Below are 16,149 nucleotides of genomic sequence, written 5' to 3' on the forward strand. Positions count from 1 at the left end.
GGTTTAACACATTCTACTGTTAGTTATCATCTACACATTCTCGAACGGTTTCAATTTTGTTCAATTTTGTTAAATCAGGGGAGTCAGCCGGTAAATATCATATTTTACCAATTTCTCCTTAAGTTTTTTTCTGGTTATTCCTAGTTTTTGGCAGGTAGATTTATTTTCTTCTTCTGTTAAATAGTTTCTAACAAAGTTATCTAAACAGGGGATGAATCCACCCGTTTAGATAATATTGAGAATGTCTGTGGATTTATCCGAGGAATTCTTAAACAGCAGCTAACTCACGTTCAGGACGTTTGCTGTTGCGAATACCCTCGATCGCTTCGGCATAGTCAGCAGCTTTAAAAACAGCAGAGCCAGCAACAATAGCGTTAGCTCCGGCTTCGAGAACCTGCCAAGTATTGTTAGGCTTAAGTCCACCATCTACTTCAATCCAGGGATCTAGACCCTTCTCGTCGCACATCTGACGTAATTTACGGATTTTAGAGACCATTTCAGGAATAAAGCTTTGACCCCCAAAACCAGGGTTAACACTCATAATTAAAACTAAATCACACAATTCGAGAACATACTCAATTAAGTCTAAAGGAGTAGAAGGATTGAGAACTACCCCTGCCTGTTTCCCTAATTCACGAATTTGACCAAGAGTCCGATGTAAATGGGGTGAGGCATTATGTTCTGCATGGACAGAGATAATATCGGCCCCTGCTTTAGCAAAATCAGCCACATATTTTTCGGGTTCGACAATCATCAAGTGAACATCGAGAGGCTTTTGTGTATAAGGACGAATAGCATCAACGATTAATGGTCCAATGGTGATGTTGGGAACGAAACGACCGTCCATAACATCTACATGAATCCAGTCTGCGCCAGCTTGATCTACAGCCTTAATTTCAGCGCCTAAACGGCTAAAATCAGCCGAAAGGATGGAAGGGGAAATAACAGTAGATTTAGTCGATTGAATCATATTAATAGTGTTCCTCTAAATTGCATTGCTTATGCCAACAATATTAACAAAGTATGTCACATCCTCCCACGTCAGAAGAAAGTCTTACTTTTGAGAGGATTTTCAGGCTATCATAAATCAAGTTTGGGAGTTCATCAACTAAGCTTCTTATATGTCTAGTGTTACTGTTACGGTTCCCGCCACAACCGCCAATATTGGCCCCGGTTTTGACTGCATTGGTGCAGCCTTTAGCCTCTACAATCAATTTCAGTTTACGAAAAACCCAGAAGCAGACACCGATCTAACTATCACAGTAACAGGAACCGAAGCCCATCGTATTAAAGGCGATGGCAGTAATTTACTCTATCAAGCCTTTACTCACCTATACCACCATCTCGATAAAACACCCCCAAAAATAGCTATTGACATCAAATTGGGAGTCCCCCTGGCCAGAGGGTTAGGAAGCTCTGCTACCGCCATTGTTGGTGGGCTGGTGGCTGCTAACACCTTAGCCGGTCAACCCCTTTCCACAGTAGAAATAATGGAATTAGCTATTGATATAGAAGGCCATCCTGATAATGTAGTGCCGGCCCTATTAGGAAACTGTCAATTATCGGTGGGAGAAGCCAAAGACTGGGAAATTTGCCCTATTCCTTGGCACCCTGATATCATACCTGTGGTAGCCATACCCAACTTTGAATTATCCACGGAAGAAGCCCGATCTGTCTTACCGAAAACTTTACCCTGTGGTGATGCTATCTACAATATAGCCCGTATGGGGTTATTGATCAGAGCTTTAGAAAGCGGTAACGGACAATGGTTAAGAAAAGCCATGGCCGATAAACTTCATCAACCCTATCGCCAAGGACTGATTGACGGCTATGAATTTGTGCAAGAATGCGCCCTCAACGCCGGGGCTTATGGCATGGTTATTAGTGGAGCAGGACCCACATTATTAGCTTTGACCAGTCATGAACAGATTCAAGGGGTTGAAAACGCCATGAAAAATGCTTGGGCGCAACTGGAAATAACAGCAGATGTGCGTTCTTTAGCCATCGATACTCAAGGAGTAAAGGTAGAAATGCCGTGAATATGATACAATGGGAGGGGTCAGTATCCATCTTATTCAACATAAATATAGTCAAACACTGTCATCTATGGTAATATATAATCTGGGTAGATTGGGTTTTTAAGAGTCGATGACATCTGAATTGTTAAGGTGAAAGTCCTTCTGGGGTGCGAAGTCGGTAAACAATCCGACTCTATAGGTACTAGAAAGCAGATCACATCAGATCGAGATAATCAAGAAAAATAAAAAACCAAATCTACTCCCGAAAAAAGCAGTCCCAAATGTCTAGGACTATGGGATAGAGGGCTTTGTAGTTAACCCAGTAAGGGTAACACCTGCAAAATAAGGATATGTCATATTTGACTATATTTTTATGAACTATAAGACTTCACAACCTACCGAGGAACTCTCGGAAAGTTTACGCCCAACAGCCTGGGAACTTGTGAAAACAAGATAATAACCATCCTGATAGGGATACCTCAAGAATCTCCTTAATTTATTAAGGATAGCGTCAACTAAGTGGAGAGTTGGTACTTTGTGCTGCAACGTTTTAGACAAGATTTAAAAAATGATTTAATTGCTGGCCTATTAGTGGTTATTCCCCTAGCAACAACTATCTGGTTAACCATTACTATTGCCACTTGGGTTGTTAATCTTTTAACTCAAATTCCCAAACAACTTAACCCTTTCGACGGCCTCGATCCAATTTTAAGTTCTGTTTTCAACCTCAGTGTGGGCTTAGCTGTGCCTCTGCTATTTATTTTAATTATTGGTTTAATGGCCCGTAATATTGCTGGCAGATGGCTATTGGACGTAGGAGAACGGATTTTACAATCAATTCCCTTAGCTGGTGCCGTTTATAAAACCCTAAAACAAATATTAGAAACCCTTTTTCAAGACTCTAAAAGTAAATTTCGGCGTGTGGTAATGGTGGAATATCCCCGTCAGGGGGTTTGGAGTTTAGGGTTTGTTACAGGTACTTTAAGCCCCTCTCTACAAACCCATTTAGAGAAACCCATGTTAAGTGTGTTTATTCCCACCACTCCCAACCCCACATCAGGATGGTACGCCATTGTTGCTGCTGATGATGTGATTAATTTGCCTATTTCCATCGAAGATGCCTTTAAAGTGTTAATTTCTGGGGGTATTGTCAGCCCCAATATTCCCAACCCTGTTCCTCACCTATCTCAACCCAATAAGAATAATCCTACTACTATGGATGCTTCTTTGACCGAAAAAAGCGGAGCCGTAGAAACGACAAAACCTTCTCAAATCTAAAAATTTAAGTTATTTAACTGCTTATGCCTCCTCGTCAGCAACCTCGTCGTATTTCCCGCGAACTAGCCCTATTGAGTCTTAGTCAAATTAAAGGAAACCCCGAAAAACTAGAACAGGTTGACCTTAGTGAGCTAACTTTAGCCGCTATTCGTACCCTGACTAGCGAGGTACAAGATACCTTAGAAACCGCATCGGCAGAAGTCAAAAGGGGACATAATCAACTGTTTCAGTCCGAAACCCGTGCCACCACTGTAGAGAGTGCGAAAACCATGATTGAAGACGCTCTCACCCTAACACAAACTGCTATTAATCGTTTAGCCAGTGCTGTAGAATTTCCTGAAATCGTTCAACTAGCTACTCAACACGAAGTTCGACAATACGCCATTGAACTTATCGCAACAGTTGCCCGACGGAGAAACGACATCGATCAACAATTAGAAGTGGTGTTAAAAGATTGGCAATTAAAGCGTTTAGCCAAAATAGATCAAGATATCTTACGTCTTGCTGTGGCAGAAATTTTGTTTCTTGATATTCCCGAAAAAGTCGCTATCAATGAAGCAGTGGAATTGGCCAAACGTTATTCCGACGATGATGGTTATCGTTTTATTAACGGGGTGTTGAGACGATTTACAGACCAGATGAAACAAAAATAACAGCTTAGTTATCTTCTTTTTTGTCCCGTAGTCGTTCCAGTAAGCAACGTAAATGGTTTGTACTATTGGTGGGCATTCTGGGAGATGGTAATTTATCGTTGGGCCAATTTGATAAATCAAAACAAATACATATGGGAGAAGGAACACCAGTCATTGTTATCGGAATGGGTAAGTGGCAGCGAGGGCAGTCTATAAGTTCCCAAGCAGGACTTAATAATTGTTGTATAGTTTGATCTGTTCCTTCTAAATAACAATCAGCGTCAGTATAAATGATTTTTTGCCAACATTCTTCAAATTCCGTGGAATAATGATGTTCTTTAAAAATTACTTGGGGATAAATCCTTTCTTGTCGTTTGGGACAAACGACACCTTTACCCAATTGAAACCAATGGGCAAGATATTGTTTAACCTGTTCAGTTGAAGCCATACTCATTAGATTGTGCCGAGATTATGCGACCTGATCCTATGCTAACGTTTTCCTTGAGCCTTCTATGGAAGAAAAAATATAGATTAGGTTCGATGATTAATCAACTTATTTTGTTATTGTTAAGTTAAGTAACAATTATTAGTCTCTTTCTAACTTTCCTATGGCTGTTTTCCCTAACCCACAGTTTAAAAAATCTGTCAAGTCCTCAAGAGAAAATGATGGGAGTTTAGTTCTCAAACTACTCCCCTATCTTCGTCGCTATCCTAAGCTATTGTTGTTATCGGTTAGTTTATTATTACCCTTATCAATTTCTGGGGCGATCCAACCTTTGATTATTGGACAAGCAGTATCGTTGTTACGTCAAGAAAGCACTTGGCCTTTTTTAGAACAATTATCCTTAGACAAAGGATTACAATTTTTAATTATCTTATTATTAGTAACAATTATTATCCGTTTAGTTTGTACCTCTTCCCAAGGATTTATTGTTCAGAAACTAGGGCAGAATATCACAGCAGATATTAGAGATGATTTATTTACCCATGTTATTTCATTAGGAACCAGTTTTTTTAATCGAACCCCCATTGGGCGTTTGATTACCCGTTTAACCAGTGATGTTGAAGCATTGGGGGGGGTTTTTGCTAGTGGGGCTATTGGGGTTATTAGTGACGCTATTTATATCCTGCTGATCATTATTACTATGTTCACAGTTCAGGCACAGTTAGCCTTGATGCTGTTATCACTGATGCTACCTATTGCCGCATTAATTGTATATTTTCAGGAACAATATCGTAAAGCAAATTATCAGTCTAGGGAAAAACTATCGGAACTAAATTCCATGTTACAGGAGAATTTAGCCGGAATTAATGTGGTTCAATTATTCCGAAGAGAACAGTTTAATAGTGAGTTATTTCGTGTTATTAATAATGATTATCGTCGGGCAACTGATAAAACAATCTTCCATGAATCGGCGGTTTCTGCTACATTAGAATGGGTTAGTTTAGTGGCGATCGCTGGAGTTCTTGGCTTAGGTGGCATCTTTATTATTAATGATAATATTACCTTTGGAACTTTATCAGCTTTTATTTTATACGCTCAACGTCTGTTTAACCCTTTACGTCAATTTGCCGATAAATTTACTATGTTTCAGGCAGGTTTTACCGCCATTGAAAGGATTAGTGAGTTAATGAAAGAACCCATTGAGATTAAAGAAAGTGACAAAAATATTCAATTCTTAGACAGTGTAAAATATAGAGATAAAATTGGAGAAATTTGTTTTGATAATGTTTGGTTTGGCTATAAACCTGACGAATTTGTTCTCAAAGATTTAAACTTTACCATTTCTCCTGGTGAAAAAGTAGCTTTAGTCGGTCCAACAGGCGCTGGTAAAAGTTCAATGATCCGTCTTCTTTCTCGTCTCTACGAACCAACAAAGGGAAGAATTCTTATTGATGGAATAGATATTAGAGATATTTCCAAGAAAGAATTAAGACAATATATAGGGATGATTTTACAGGAAAGCTTTTTGTTTGCCGGAGATGTGAAAAGAAATATTACATTGGGGGAAAATTATTCCTTAGAACAAGTACAAGAAGCTGCCAAACTAACCAATATTAATCATTTAATTGAAGAACTACCCCAAGGTTATCATACCCAGTTAAGAGAAAGAGGAACGAATTTATCTGGGGGACAAAAACAATTATTAGCCTTTGCCAGAGTAGCGATCCGCAACCCCCATATTTTAGTTTTAGATGAAGCAACAGCAAGTTTAGATGTACAAACGGAAGCCTTAATTCAAGAAGCTTTAGAAAAATTGTTAATCAATAGAACAGCAGTTATTATTGCCCATCGCTTATCAACTATTCGGGATGTGGACAGAATTTTTGTTTTGAAACAAGGGAGAATTATCGAGTCAGGAAATCATCAACAATTACTCGATAAAAAAGGGTTGTATCATAGTTTATATCAATTACAAATGATGGGACATAAAGAAAGTATTGGTAATTAACTAATCATCATTTTTCCCAATTAAGTCAATAACAGCATTGATTAAAGTATCATCATGAAAACTGCTTTTTGTTAGATAATAATCTGCCCCTACTTCTAACCCTTGTAATCGATCCTCTTCTCGATCCTTATAGGAAACAATGATGACAGGAATCGATTTCAACTGCGGGCTACTTTTGATATTATGAACCAATTTAATTCCGTTCATACGGGGCATATCAATATCACTAATAACTAAGTCATAATGACCAACACGAACTGCATTCCACCCTTCCATGCCATCAACAGCAATATCAACCTTATAGCCCTTATTTTCTAACAATTTTCTTTCCATTTCTCGAACAGTAATCGAATCATCAACCACTAAAATATGTTTGCTAGATTGATGCCAAGCAGTCTCCTCTTTAGTTTTAACATGATTAATAGAAATATTGGCTAAAATCTTATCAAGAGAACGGACTAGATCCAAAACATCGATAATTAAAATCGGCGAACCATCTTCTAAAAAAGCAGCCCCAGTGATATCTTGAACTTTACCCAAGCGAGGATCTAGAGGACGAACCACTAAGCTTTTTTCCCCCAAAAAGCGATCAATAACTAAGCCATAACGATTCGTTTGATCACTAACAACAATAACCGATAACGGTTCCGTTGGCGTAGAATTTGAGGTTAATTCTAACACTTGTTCTGCCCTAACTAGGGTTTGCTGAAAAAGTTTCTCCAAAATTTATGCCACTTTTGACCAAGAATTTTCTGACAAATCAATAAGTTTTAGTACATGAAAATTGTTTAAAGTATAATCAAAATTAATGAAAGGCGGTTTGATGAGTTCCCCTGTTCTATTATTAGTAAATAAGGACAAAAAAAGCGACAAAAACTGCCTCAGAAGTTTAGAAAGATTGACAACTAAAAATGTAATAGCAATAGATGTAATGGAGGTTTCAGGGAGTTTTGTCATCACGAGATTTAGGCTAAATCTTCGTTTAGCTTGTCCAAACTTTCCCTCAATAGCATTACGGAAGCATTCATCGGAGTGGGCTTGTTTCTTTTCTTCTTCACTGACATTTTTCGGAGGTCTTCCTAACTTCGGACCACTGATTCTTATCCCTCTTTCCTTACACCAATTTCTGTTTTCCCTAGTTCGATAAATTTTATCTACATGGACGGATTCGGGATAATAGCCAAACGTTTCTTTATACTTTTCTACTTGTTCTTTTAAATGACAAGATTCATTGAAGTTTTCCCAACTTATTTTGTCTAGAAACACATAGTTATCTACACAGCTTACTGAGAGTTTAGCTCCAAACTCTATTGGTTTTCCTGCTTTTCCCCTCACTATTGGACGAATATGCGGTTGAGTTAAACTTACAATTCTTTGAGGAACACTCTGGGTCTTATTCTCCCACATTGACTGTTGTTGTTCATAAACTTTTTTGATAGTCTCTAGACAATTTTTCTGTCTTTTACTCAGATTTTCCAGGGAAGCCCCAGCTTGAATTAAGTCTTCTATATTTCCTAAATTTTTCTTAAGGTATTTTAACTGTTTCCCGATAGCTTTTCTTCTTTCTTGATAAGATACTTTTCGTTTTTTAGCTACTTTTAAGTATTCCTTTCTAGCAATTATTCTAGAAGTTCTCGGCTTTTTTCTCAATTTTACTCTTAATGGTTTATAAAGATTATCTATTATTCTTTCTGTCTCAATTCTGGCTTGATTTAATATGCCTAAATCCGTTGGGTATTTGATGTCTGCTGGCGCACAAGTCGCATCTAAAATTAGTTTACCTTTATTTTTTATTTTTTCTCTTTTTTCTTGGAGACAATCCTTTTTTTTTACTTCTTTATCACTCTTGTCTATTTCTCTTTTTACTATTTTTTTATTGATTTTGTTTATCAATTCTCCATCAATTATTTTCCTAAAATGAACTAGCATTGAAGATTCCAGTGGTGGCTCTTGTTGATAACAATTTAAACCTATAAAGTATTGTAGATAGGGATTTTCTCTAATCTGTTCTATAGTTTCTCTATCACTTGTTCTTAATTTTTCCTTAATAATTAATGTCCCTAATGCCATTCTAAATAGTTTGGCTGGCGCACCTTTTTCTGCTGAAAAAAGTTTAGCATATTCTTCCTCAAAATCATCCCAAGGTATCAACTCTGCCATGATTACCCAACGATTATTGGGGGACAATTTGCCCTCGAAAGGTAATTCAAATTTTTCTGGGGGCGGTAAAGGTTGCTCCTCTTTTCGATACATTTGTTCTTGACCAATAACTGGGAGGTGTTTCTACCAATTATAGCGGTTTGTAGCCGACAAAGCTGATCTTTTTTGCGATCGCGAATATGGGTGTAACCTTTTAAAGAATAGGGTTTTGCTTTTATTCAGCAAACCCTAATTATTGCTACCGAATTTATCCTGATGCTAGTCAAGAAAAAGAATTACTTGACTGGCTAGAAATCTGTCGATGTGTCTATAATTACGCTTTGAGAGAAAGGAAAGAATGGATAAATTCTCGTAAATCTAAGGTTAATGCTTGTAGTCTTCATTCTGAATATATTATCCCTGCTGACCAGCCTTTTCCTGACTACTATAAGCAGAAAAAAGCTTTAACACAAGCCAAAAAAGAATACCCATCACTTAAACGAGTTCAGTCTCAAGTGTTACAAGAGGTTATAGGTCGCCTGGACAAAGCGTTTAACTTTTTCTGGAAAAGAAGTTTCGGGTTTCCAAGGTTTAAAAAGTATGGTCAGTACAGATCAATAAATTTTCCTCAGTTCAAAGATAATCCCATCACAGGGTATTAGATAAGACTACAAAAAATAGGTAGTGTTAGGCTAAACCTACACAGACCTATTCCCGATGGTTTTATCGTTAAACAAGTTCAAATAGTTAAAAAAGTGTCTGGTTGGTATGCTGTTATCTGTATTCAGTCAGATGTTAAAATTCCATCTATTGAAGCACAAGGAAAATCTTTAGGGATTGATCTAGGGCTGGAAAAATTTATCGCTACCTCACAGCAAGAGTTAATAGTTAGACCAAGGTTCTTTGTAGAACTTCAAAGCAAGCTTCAATGGCTGCAACGAAGATTATCTAAGAAACAAAAGGGGTCTAAAAACTGGCATAAAGCTCGTGAAAAAGTAGCTAGATTACACGAACACATTTATAACACTCGTAAGAATTTTCATTATCAGGTTGCTCACCATCTTTGTGACCAAGCTAATATCATATTTGCCGAAGACTTAAACCTAAAAGCTATGTCGAGAGGAATGTTATGTAAGCATACTCTTGATGCTGGTTTCGGGAGTTTTCTGGAAATATTAAGCCACGTCGCTTGGAAAAGAAATGTTTACTTTGAGAAAGTTGATGCTAATTTTACCAGTCAAACTTGTCCTAATTGTGGGGTAGTGACGGGGAAAAAAAGCTTATCTCAACGAGTACATGAATGTTCTAATTGTGGTTTTGTAACTGATAGGGACGTTGCTGCTGCTATGATAGTCGAGCAACGTGGACTTGCAGCCCTCGGACTGGGGATCAAGCTGCCTGTGGAGGACAAGGTTATCGGGGATGTCCGTAAAAAGTCATCTAGAGCCTCCCGTAGAAGCAGGAAAGCCTCGTAGTGATATGAGGAAGCCTACCCTGTACCGCCTAAGCGGTCAGGGTTGGGAGAATGTCACATCAATCATGAATTTCTCGACGTTTATGCCAAGCTTGCCAACCCACATATCCTAATAAGAATGTAGCAGCGATCGCAAATCCCCAACCACTGGGAATATTAGATAGTCCTAAAGCAAGACTACCCACCCATAAAGTTAAAGCATAAATAAACAATACTGTGAGACGATGAGAAATTCCTGCTTGAATTAAACGGTGATGTAGATGACGGTTATCCCCAATAAACGGCGATTTTCCTTGGGCAATACGGGAAATAATCACCACCGACATATCTAAAATTGGCACAGCTAACACAACAAAAGGCAATAATACTGCTGTTACCGCTACCGTGGCCATAGTTGCCACTTTCACCAAACCAATAACCCCCACACCAGCCAGGGTAAACCCCATAAAATAGGCTCCACCATCTCCCATAAAAATAGTTGCCGGGTTGAAATTGTAACGAAGAAACCCTAAAGCTGCCCCAGCTAATGCTGCCGCAATCAAAGCAGCGGCTGGTTGTTCCATGAATAAAGCTAACACCATCATCACCACCGCAGAAATGCCACATCCTCCGGCAGCCAACCCATCTAAACCATCGATCCAATTAATAGCATTGGCCATGCCTACCAGCCAAATAACTGTAATGGGAAGACTCAATAAACCTATTTGAATTAAATTACCAAAAGGAACGGATAAAAACTCAATACGAACTCCCACACCCCAAGCAGCACTGGCTACCACTGTTTGTAATATAAGGCGAGTCATGGGGCTTAAATTGTAGAGATCGTCCGTTAGGCCAATGAGGAAAAAGGCCACACCGCCCATAGTAACGCCCCATATTTCCCATTCTTTATTGGGGGGCAACCAACCAAACCCCCCCAAAATCCAAACTAATATTAATGCAATAACGGTTCCTGCAAAAATAGAAACCCCTCCTAAGCGGACCATTGGTCGTTCGTGCATGGTATCTTTATCAGGGTCTTGGTTGGGTTTATCAACTAAACCTTTTCTTTGTCCAAACTCGTTAATGATGGGAGTACTCCACCAAACCACCACCAACGCGATGATAAAAGCGACGAGATGATATAGTTCTGTTGGCATTGACATGGGTTTGGTTTATTTCCCTTCCATTATAGGTAACAATTTTTACCCTAAATTACTCTATTTTGGTCGACGCTGTAAACTGAAATTGTGTTACAACCATTCAAACAACCATCATGCACAGTTTTATCCCTCCTCAGCGTTTTTTCCCTTATCTCTCCTGGACTGATATTGACTCCATGGAGGATAAGGAAAATATGGTTATTGTGCAACCTATCGGGGCGATCGAACAACATGGACCTCATTTACCGATCGCAGTGGATGCTGCTATCAGTTTGGGGGTGTTGGGTAAGGCGTTGGAAAAGTTACCTCCAGAGATTCCTTGTTATGCTTTACCTTGTCTTTATTATGGCAAATCTAATGAGCATTGGGGCTTTCCTGGAACCATTACACTGAGTGCAAATACTTTAATATCTGTCATTAGCGAAGTGGCCCAAAGTATCTATCGTTCTGGGTTTCGTAAATTAATACTTATGAACTCCCACGGTGGACAACCGCAAATTATGGACATTGTTGCTAGGGATATTCATCAAAAATATCAAGATTTTTCGCTGTTTCCTTTTTTTACTTGGCGAGTCCCTAATATTGCTAAGGAATTATTAACGCCTCAAGAATTGGAATATGGTATCCACGCAGGGGATGCAGAAACCAGTATTATCCTGGCTTTATTGCCGGATCAAGTGAAAATGTCCCAAGCTGTTAAGGAGTATCCCCAAGGGTTGCCAGAGGATAGTTTAGTCAGTATGGAGGGAAAATTACCTTTTGCTTGGTTGACCAAAGAGTTAAGCAAAAGTGGGGTTATGGGTGATGCTACCGTAGCCAGCAAAGAAAAAGGAGATCGCCTCTTAGCTTCTGTGTCTGATGGTTGGGTTCAAGTGATTAAAGATGTTTATTCTTTTAGGCAACCTTACCTATAATGAGAAGTTTTCTCTATCCATATTCTTTTTAAAAGGGGGTATCTAAATGGGATTTGGTATGAGCTTGATAATGTGCTGTTTCAATGTAAAACAGCTTAGCTATAGCTTATTTATAAGCTTCACAATAAATTGATGATTTTCGATAAGGTGTTCCATCACTATTAATGTCTAAATAATCATCCTTAAAATTAGTAATTTTGCTAGTTTTTTCGTTTAAAATCTGAATTTTAGAAAAGCCAACTGTTTGCAAAAGAGAAGGTAAAGAATATTTATCATACATCCATTTATGCTTTTCTCCTAACATTGTTTGATCAACGATATCTTTTCTATAATCAGTAGGAAAAAGGTTCTTAATTACCCTAATATACCCATTAAATAATTGTCTCTTTATTTTTGTAAAATTGAGATAATTGGATGGTTTAGGGGAAGGGGGATCAACATAATAGTTTCTAATATCAACCCCTAATCTATCTTTAACATAATCAATAATTAATTTGTTATCTTTTTTGACCACTTCTTTCCAGTAAACATTCATTAAACCCCATTTTTGAGTTCTTACCATTTGATCTAAAAGTTCTATGACTATCCATTTATATTTTTCTTTATTTTCTGGCTTATCAATATTATTAAGAATATATAAATATTCACGACAAACACTCTCTAAGTCAGGAACAACAATTCTAATTATCCTTCCTTTTTTTAGCACCCGATAGCATTCGGTTAAGATTTTTTTAGCCTCTTCTAAGGAAAAGTGTTCTAAAAAATGACTGTTATAAATTACATCGACCTCTTCATTTGCAAAGGGTAAAGAATTCAATAAATTATGAGGAATGACATCAGGATTTTCGGAATTAAAATCCAAATTTACCCAATCTTGACTATATTTATCTCCACATCCGAGATTAACTTTTTTCATTTTTCGACTATGAATTGTTTCTTAACAACACACTTAATTATAGCATTTCCCATAGTAGATAGTAGGGTGGGCAAATGCTTAAGACAGAGGATGAGGAGACTTAACAGTTAATGTTCCCCACCTTGGTAATGATGGTGGGCAACATTAACAATTCCTGGATTATCCCCAGATTTATTCTTTTTTGCCCACCCTACGAACTACTGTAAGGTGGGAAATGCCCACCCTACGAAGTGATTATATTTAATATCTCGGTTTAACAATTAAACTACGATGGGGTTCTTGTCCTCGACTTTCTGTGGCAATATCTTGAACATCTTTGAAAAAGGAATGAATCTGACGACGTTCTGCTGAAGAAAGAGCAGTCATTTCTATTTCTTGTCCGGTTTGACGAACCTTTTGAGCAATATCTTCGGTAAGAGTTCTTAACTGTTGAAGACGTTGTAAACGATAGCCGTTGAGTTCCACTGTAAACCCTTGTTGCTCAGAATTATCGGCTTTAAGATGAATTACGCTATTGGCTAAATACTGAATTGCGTCAATTCCTTCCCCTCTTTCCCCTAATAGCATGGTTATTTTTTCAAGGGGTAATTGAGTTTCATCGATGATTAACCAACATTCTTGAGTTCTTTCTAGTTCATTTTCTCGATACTCAACCTTAACATCGGCGGCAAAACCCATTAATGTTAAGAGTTTTTCTAACCATTCTTTACCTATTTGCTGTTCTTGTTCCATGATCATAACTTGAACCTATATTTTATCTATCCTGCCTTGAGTTGATTGGTGATAGCTATTATTTTGTCTCTGGCTAAAACGCATTTTAACAATACGTTTTAGCTTTGTTGACAATTTAGGAACCTGAGTTCGACAGAAGAAAATTGATAGAGAGTTGGCAAAATTTACAAATCTCAAACCCGAATGATCTCATTGCTAAAAGCATAACTCCGAACTCCGAACTCCGAACTCCTAACTCACGTTAAGAGGGTTTCTCTTTTTTCTTGGAACGCTTTTCAAAGGGAAGGGTTTGTCTTCCTTTTTCTGCTTTTTCTTGTTCTTCGAGTAACTTCTGTAAGTTGTCTGGTAAGGGTTCCCTCATTAAAACCAGAGTTTGTAGGGTTTGGAAAACGTTAGCAACAACGATGTACATCAAAACCCCAGCCGGTAAGGGGAAAAAGAGAAACATTCCACTAAAAATAAGCGGGGTAATTTTATTGATAGCCTGTTGCTGTTGCGCTCCACCACCAGAAGAACCGGACAATTCTTGGTTGATATAAATACTAGCACCAAAGAAGAGAATCATCCCTAGAATATCCCAGTTGATAGTACCGTCATCACTGGTGACACCTACCTGCCCCAAAGCTTTGATAAAGAGGAAACCAGTGTTAGCAGCAATCCCTGGTAGGGTGGCTTCAATGGTGGCTTCTCCTGGGGCTATAGCCTCAATTGTTCCATCTTCGTTAACTTGTAGTCTTTCTGCTCCTTTAGTAATTTCATAAGTGGCTTGAATATTACTATCAAGGTTTTGTTGGACTAAGTTAGATAAAGATTGTCCTTCGCTGGTTTGAAATTCAACGGTTGTCTTTTCGCCAACCCCTAGCGTATTACCCCCAGGCAATAAAGCAGAAATAGGATAATGTTCACCATCAGTCACATAAATATTACTGGGTTTAGTGGCGTAGGGTTGGGGAACAATTCGCTCAATTTGCTCTGAGGGCAAAATTTGTACATCAACGGTATAGTTAATGTTAGCGAAAGGCGATCCTCTCAACGTGGCAAATAAAGCGAATAAAATGGGCATTTGTAACACGAGGGGCAAACAACCGGCTAAGGGGTTGCCAAACTGCTGCATCAGCTTACCCATTTCTTCTTGCTGTTTCGCGGGATCGTCTTTGTAGCGACTTTGAATTTCTGCTTGTCGCTCTTTCATTAGAGGTTGAGTGATTCGCATTTTCCGCATATTGCGAATTTGGCCTGCACTTAAGGGGTACAAACCTAAGCGAATGACTAGGGTTAAGGCAATAATCGCAAAACCGTAGCTTGGCACAATCCCGTAGAAAAAATCTAGGATTGGCAGCATAATGTTTGTGGAAATAAATCCGATACCAAAATCCATTCGTCTTAATCCAAGTAATTCCCTGATGGGGTGAACTTTTGTGTAATCTATTCAATAGGAGGAATGAGTAACATAAGGGTTATCTCAGTCCTAGTGTTGATTTTAGAAGTTATTGGGCAGTAATCGCTTCAACGGGTTTCCCTGTTTTGTCGGCGACTTTTTCGGCCATATAATCATAAATTTCTCGGAAACGGGGAACGGCACGCATTTCTAAGCGACTTTTATCCCGAAGGGTGACGACAAGATCGCCCCATAATCCAATTCCACGGGGAATTTTGGCGATTTTAACGATTTCACCGTAAATGATGTCGGTGCGATCATTTCCCATCCAACCCCCAGTAATGGAGATACGGCGATCGGTAATACGATAACGTAACCAGATTGCACGTACTATGGCTCCAACGGTTAGGGGCAAACAAATCACCGTGAATCCTAGTAGTATATTGATGATTAAATCCCCAACGTGAGGGCCTCCTTCATAAAATGTGTTCTCTCTTATACCCATGAATTATCTCGGCTTTAATTAACAACTCTTCTAATTCTCGCAAAAAATGTTCATATTTGCACTCGGTTGCGTTACGCTTGACCACGATCACCACCTGATAACCTGGCTTAATCATCGGTAGAAAAACACGAATAACTCCTTTAATTTGTCGTTTTAGACGATTGCGGGTCACTGCTTTTTTACTAACCTTTCGACTGACGGAAATGCCAAATTGTGTTGGTGGTGTAGTTGGTTGTTGGTCAGCTTTGGACAATACCTTCATAACCAAGTGATGACTTTGATAGCGTTTTCCTCGGTTATAAACGGTTTGAAATGCCTTGGGATGTCTCAGGCGGTTTGATTTGGGTAATCCCACGGTTGACCATTCTGGCTAATCTGAATAGTGGGGAAAGGTCTATTTTCTAGACGGATAAGCGATGTCTTCCTTTTTTCCGTCTTGCTTGAATGACTTTACGGCCATTACTCTTTCTCATCCTGGCACGAAACCCTGATGTTCTTTTTTGCTTACGATTAGTTCCCCCTAAGGTACGCTGAGTCACAATTTTTGCCCTCCGACAACGTTATTTTA

At 38.6% G+C, this 16,149-nt stretch carries 16 protein-coding genes and 1 pseudogene; 6 read left to right on the forward strand and 11 right to left on the reverse strand.

Annotated features, from left to right (window positions below; genetic code table 11):
- Positions 1 to 268: 268 nt before the first annotated feature.
- A complete protein-coding gene (gene rpe / locus CWATDRAFT_RS09415) occupies positions 269 to 970 on the reverse strand; it encodes a ribulose-phosphate 3-epimerase (protein WP_007304795.1) in 702 nt (233 codons plus the stop codon).
- A 151-nt stretch (positions 971 to 1,121) separates the two neighbouring features.
- On the opposite strand from rpe, the gene thrB reads away from it, so the two are divergent.
- The 3 genes from thrB to nusB all read left to right on the forward strand — a co-directional run bounded on the left by thrB (position 1,122) and on the right by nusB (position 3,949).
- On the forward strand, positions 1,122 to 2,039 hold the full coding sequence (gene thrB, locus CWATDRAFT_RS09420) for a homoserine kinase (protein ID WP_007304736.1): 918 nt from the start codon (positions 1,122 to 1,124) through the stop codon (positions 2,037 to 2,039).
- A gap of 516 nt (positions 2,040 to 2,555) precedes the next feature.
- The gene (locus tag CWATDRAFT_RS09425) at positions 2,556 to 3,296 is read left to right on the forward strand and encodes a DUF502 domain-containing protein (protein WP_007304737.1); all 741 of its coding nucleotides are present in this window, start codon (positions 2,556 to 2,558) and stop codon (positions 3,294 to 3,296) included.
- A 23-nt stretch (positions 3,297 to 3,319) separates the two neighbouring features.
- A complete protein-coding gene (nusB, locus tag CWATDRAFT_RS09430; protein WP_007304738.1) occupies positions 3,320 to 3,949 on the forward strand; it encodes a transcription antitermination factor NusB in 630 nt (209 codons plus the stop codon).
- Positions 3,950 to 3,953: 4 nt separating this feature from the next.
- Here nusB and CWATDRAFT_RS09435 read toward each other — a convergent pair whose 3' ends face one another.
- The gene (locus CWATDRAFT_RS09435; protein WP_007304794.1) at positions 3,954 to 4,382 is read right to left on the reverse strand and encodes a hypothetical protein; all 429 of its coding nucleotides are present in this window, start codon (positions 4,380 to 4,382) and stop codon (positions 3,954 to 3,956) included.
- 154 nt (positions 4,383 to 4,536) lie between these two features.
- On the opposite strand from CWATDRAFT_RS09435, the gene CWATDRAFT_RS09440 reads away from it, so the two are divergent.
- On the forward strand, positions 4,537 to 6,381 hold the full coding sequence (locus CWATDRAFT_RS09440) for an ABC transporter ATP-binding protein (RefSeq protein ID WP_007304739.1): 1,845 nt from the start codon (positions 4,537 to 4,539) through the stop codon (positions 6,379 to 6,381).
- On the opposite strand, the gene CWATDRAFT_RS09445 is transcribed toward CWATDRAFT_RS09440, so the two are convergent.
- Positions 6,382 to 7,104, reverse strand: coding sequence for a response regulator (locus CWATDRAFT_RS09445; protein WP_007304793.1), 723 nt, complete (start codon positions 7,102 to 7,104; stop codon positions 6,382 to 6,384).
- A 3-nt stretch (positions 7,105 to 7,107) separates the two neighbouring features.
- Positions 7,108 to 8,634: an IS5-like element ISCwa2 family transposase gene (locus tag CWATDRAFT_RS09450; RefSeq protein ID WP_007304792.1), complete on the reverse strand. Its 1,527-nt coding sequence runs from the start codon at positions 8,632 to 8,634 to the stop codon at positions 7,108 to 7,110.
- A gap of 107 nt (positions 8,635 to 8,741) precedes the next feature.
- Here CWATDRAFT_RS09450 and CWATDRAFT_RS41705 point away from each other — a divergent pair.
- Positions 8,742 to 9,995, forward strand: a pseudogene (locus tag CWATDRAFT_RS41705) (RNA-guided endonuclease InsQ/TnpB family protein).
- A 58-nt stretch (positions 9,996 to 10,053) separates the two neighbouring features.
- On the opposite strand, the gene CWATDRAFT_RS09460 reads toward CWATDRAFT_RS41705, so the two are convergent.
- Positions 10,054 to 11,133 (reverse strand): glycosyltransferase family 4 protein, encoded by a 1,080-nt coding sequence (locus CWATDRAFT_RS09460; protein WP_198138965.1) that lies wholly within the window; start codon positions 11,131 to 11,133, stop codon positions 10,054 to 10,056.
- 113 nt (positions 11,134 to 11,246) lie between these two features.
- On the opposite strand from CWATDRAFT_RS09460, the gene CWATDRAFT_RS09465 reads away from it, so the two are divergent.
- On the forward strand, positions 11,247 to 12,050 hold the full coding sequence (locus tag CWATDRAFT_RS09465) for a creatininase family protein (protein ID WP_198138966.1): 804 nt from the start codon (positions 11,247 to 11,249) through the stop codon (positions 12,048 to 12,050).
- Positions 12,051 to 12,156: 106 nt separating this feature from the next.
- On the opposite strand, the gene CWATDRAFT_RS09470 is transcribed toward CWATDRAFT_RS09465, so the two are convergent.
- The 6 genes from CWATDRAFT_RS09470 to rpmH form a co-directional block, all read right to left on the reverse strand.
- A complete protein-coding gene (locus CWATDRAFT_RS09470; RefSeq protein WP_007304790.1) occupies positions 12,157 to 12,966 on the reverse strand; it encodes a class I SAM-dependent methyltransferase in 810 nt (269 codons plus the stop codon).
- 240 nt (positions 12,967 to 13,206) lie between these two features.
- Complete coding sequence (locus CWATDRAFT_RS09475) at positions 13,207 to 13,704, reverse strand: Jag family protein (protein ID WP_007304789.1); 498 nt, start codon at positions 13,702 to 13,704, stop codon at positions 13,207 to 13,209.
- A gap of 235 nt (positions 13,705 to 13,939) precedes the next feature.
- The gene (gene yidC / locus CWATDRAFT_RS09480) at positions 13,940 to 15,076 is read right to left on the reverse strand and encodes a membrane protein insertase YidC (protein ID WP_007304788.1); all 1,137 of its coding nucleotides are present in this window, start codon (positions 15,074 to 15,076) and stop codon (positions 13,940 to 13,942) included.
- A 109-nt stretch (positions 15,077 to 15,185) separates the two neighbouring features.
- Positions 15,186 to 15,581, reverse strand: a complete 396-nt coding sequence (locus tag CWATDRAFT_RS09485; RefSeq protein WP_007304787.1) for a PH domain-containing protein — start codon at positions 15,579 to 15,581, stop codon at positions 15,186 to 15,188.
- Positions 15,553 to 15,936 carry a ribonuclease P protein component gene (gene rnpA / locus CWATDRAFT_RS09490; RefSeq protein WP_021830817.1) on the reverse strand — a complete coding sequence of 128 codons (384 nt, stop codon included), beginning with the start codon at positions 15,934 to 15,936 and terminating at the stop codon, positions 15,553 to 15,555. The genes CWATDRAFT_RS09485 and rnpA overlap by 29 nt, the downstream gene beginning before the upstream one ends.
- A 46-nt stretch (positions 15,937 to 15,982) precedes the next feature.
- Positions 15,983 to 16,120, reverse strand: a complete 138-nt coding sequence (gene rpmH, locus CWATDRAFT_RS09495) for a 50S ribosomal protein L34 (RefSeq protein ID WP_007304785.1) — start codon at positions 16,118 to 16,120, stop codon at positions 15,983 to 15,985.
- Positions 16,121 to 16,149 lie beyond the last annotated feature (29 nt).

It is taken from the genome of Crocosphaera watsonii WH 8501 (genome assembly GCF_000167195.1).
In the GTDB taxonomy this organism is placed as follows: domain Bacteria; phylum Cyanobacteriota; class Cyanobacteriia; order Cyanobacteriales; family Microcystaceae; genus Crocosphaera; species Crocosphaera watsonii.

Excerpts from the sequence above, each read along its gene's own strand:
- rpe (WP_007304795.1), bottom strand. The coding sequence starts at position 970 with ATGATTCAATCGACTAAATCTACTGTTATTTCCCCTTCCATCCTTTCG.
- CWATDRAFT_RS09435 (WP_007304794.1), bottom strand. The coding sequence starts at position 4,382 with ATGAGTATGGCTTCAACTGAACAGGTTAAACAATATCTTGCCCATTGG.
- CWATDRAFT_RS09450 (WP_007304792.1), bottom strand. The coding sequence starts at position 8,634 with ATGTATCGAAAAGAGGAGCAACCTTTACCGCCCCCAGAAAAATTTGAA.
- thrB (WP_007304736.1), top strand. The coding sequence starts at position 1,122 with ATGTCTAGTGTTACTGTTACGGTTCCCGCCACAACCGCCAATATTGGC.
- CWATDRAFT_RS09475 (WP_007304789.1), bottom strand. The coding sequence starts at position 13,704 with ATGATCATGGAACAAGAACAGCAAATAGGTAAAGAATGGTTAGAAAAA.
- CWATDRAFT_RS09485 (WP_007304787.1), bottom strand. The coding sequence starts at position 15,581 with ATGGGTATAAGAGAGAACACATTTTATGAAGGAGGCCCTCACGTTGGG.
- nusB (WP_007304738.1), top strand. The coding sequence starts at position 3,320 with ATGCCTCCTCGTCAGCAACCTCGTCGTATTTCCCGCGAACTAGCCCTA.
- CWATDRAFT_RS09470 (WP_007304790.1), bottom strand. The coding sequence starts at position 12,966 with ATGAAAAAAGTTAATCTCGGATGTGGAGATAAATATAGTCAAGATTGG.
- CWATDRAFT_RS09440 (WP_007304739.1), top strand. The coding sequence starts at position 4,537 with ATGGCTGTTTTCCCTAACCCACAGTTTAAAAAATCTGTCAAGTCCTCA.
- yidC (WP_007304788.1), bottom strand. The coding sequence starts at position 15,076 with ATGGATTTTGGTATCGGATTTATTTCCACAAACATTATGCTGCCAATC.
- CWATDRAFT_RS09460 (WP_198138965.1), bottom strand. The coding sequence starts at position 11,133 with ATGCCAACAGAACTATATCATCTCGTCGCTTTTATCATCGCGTTGGTG.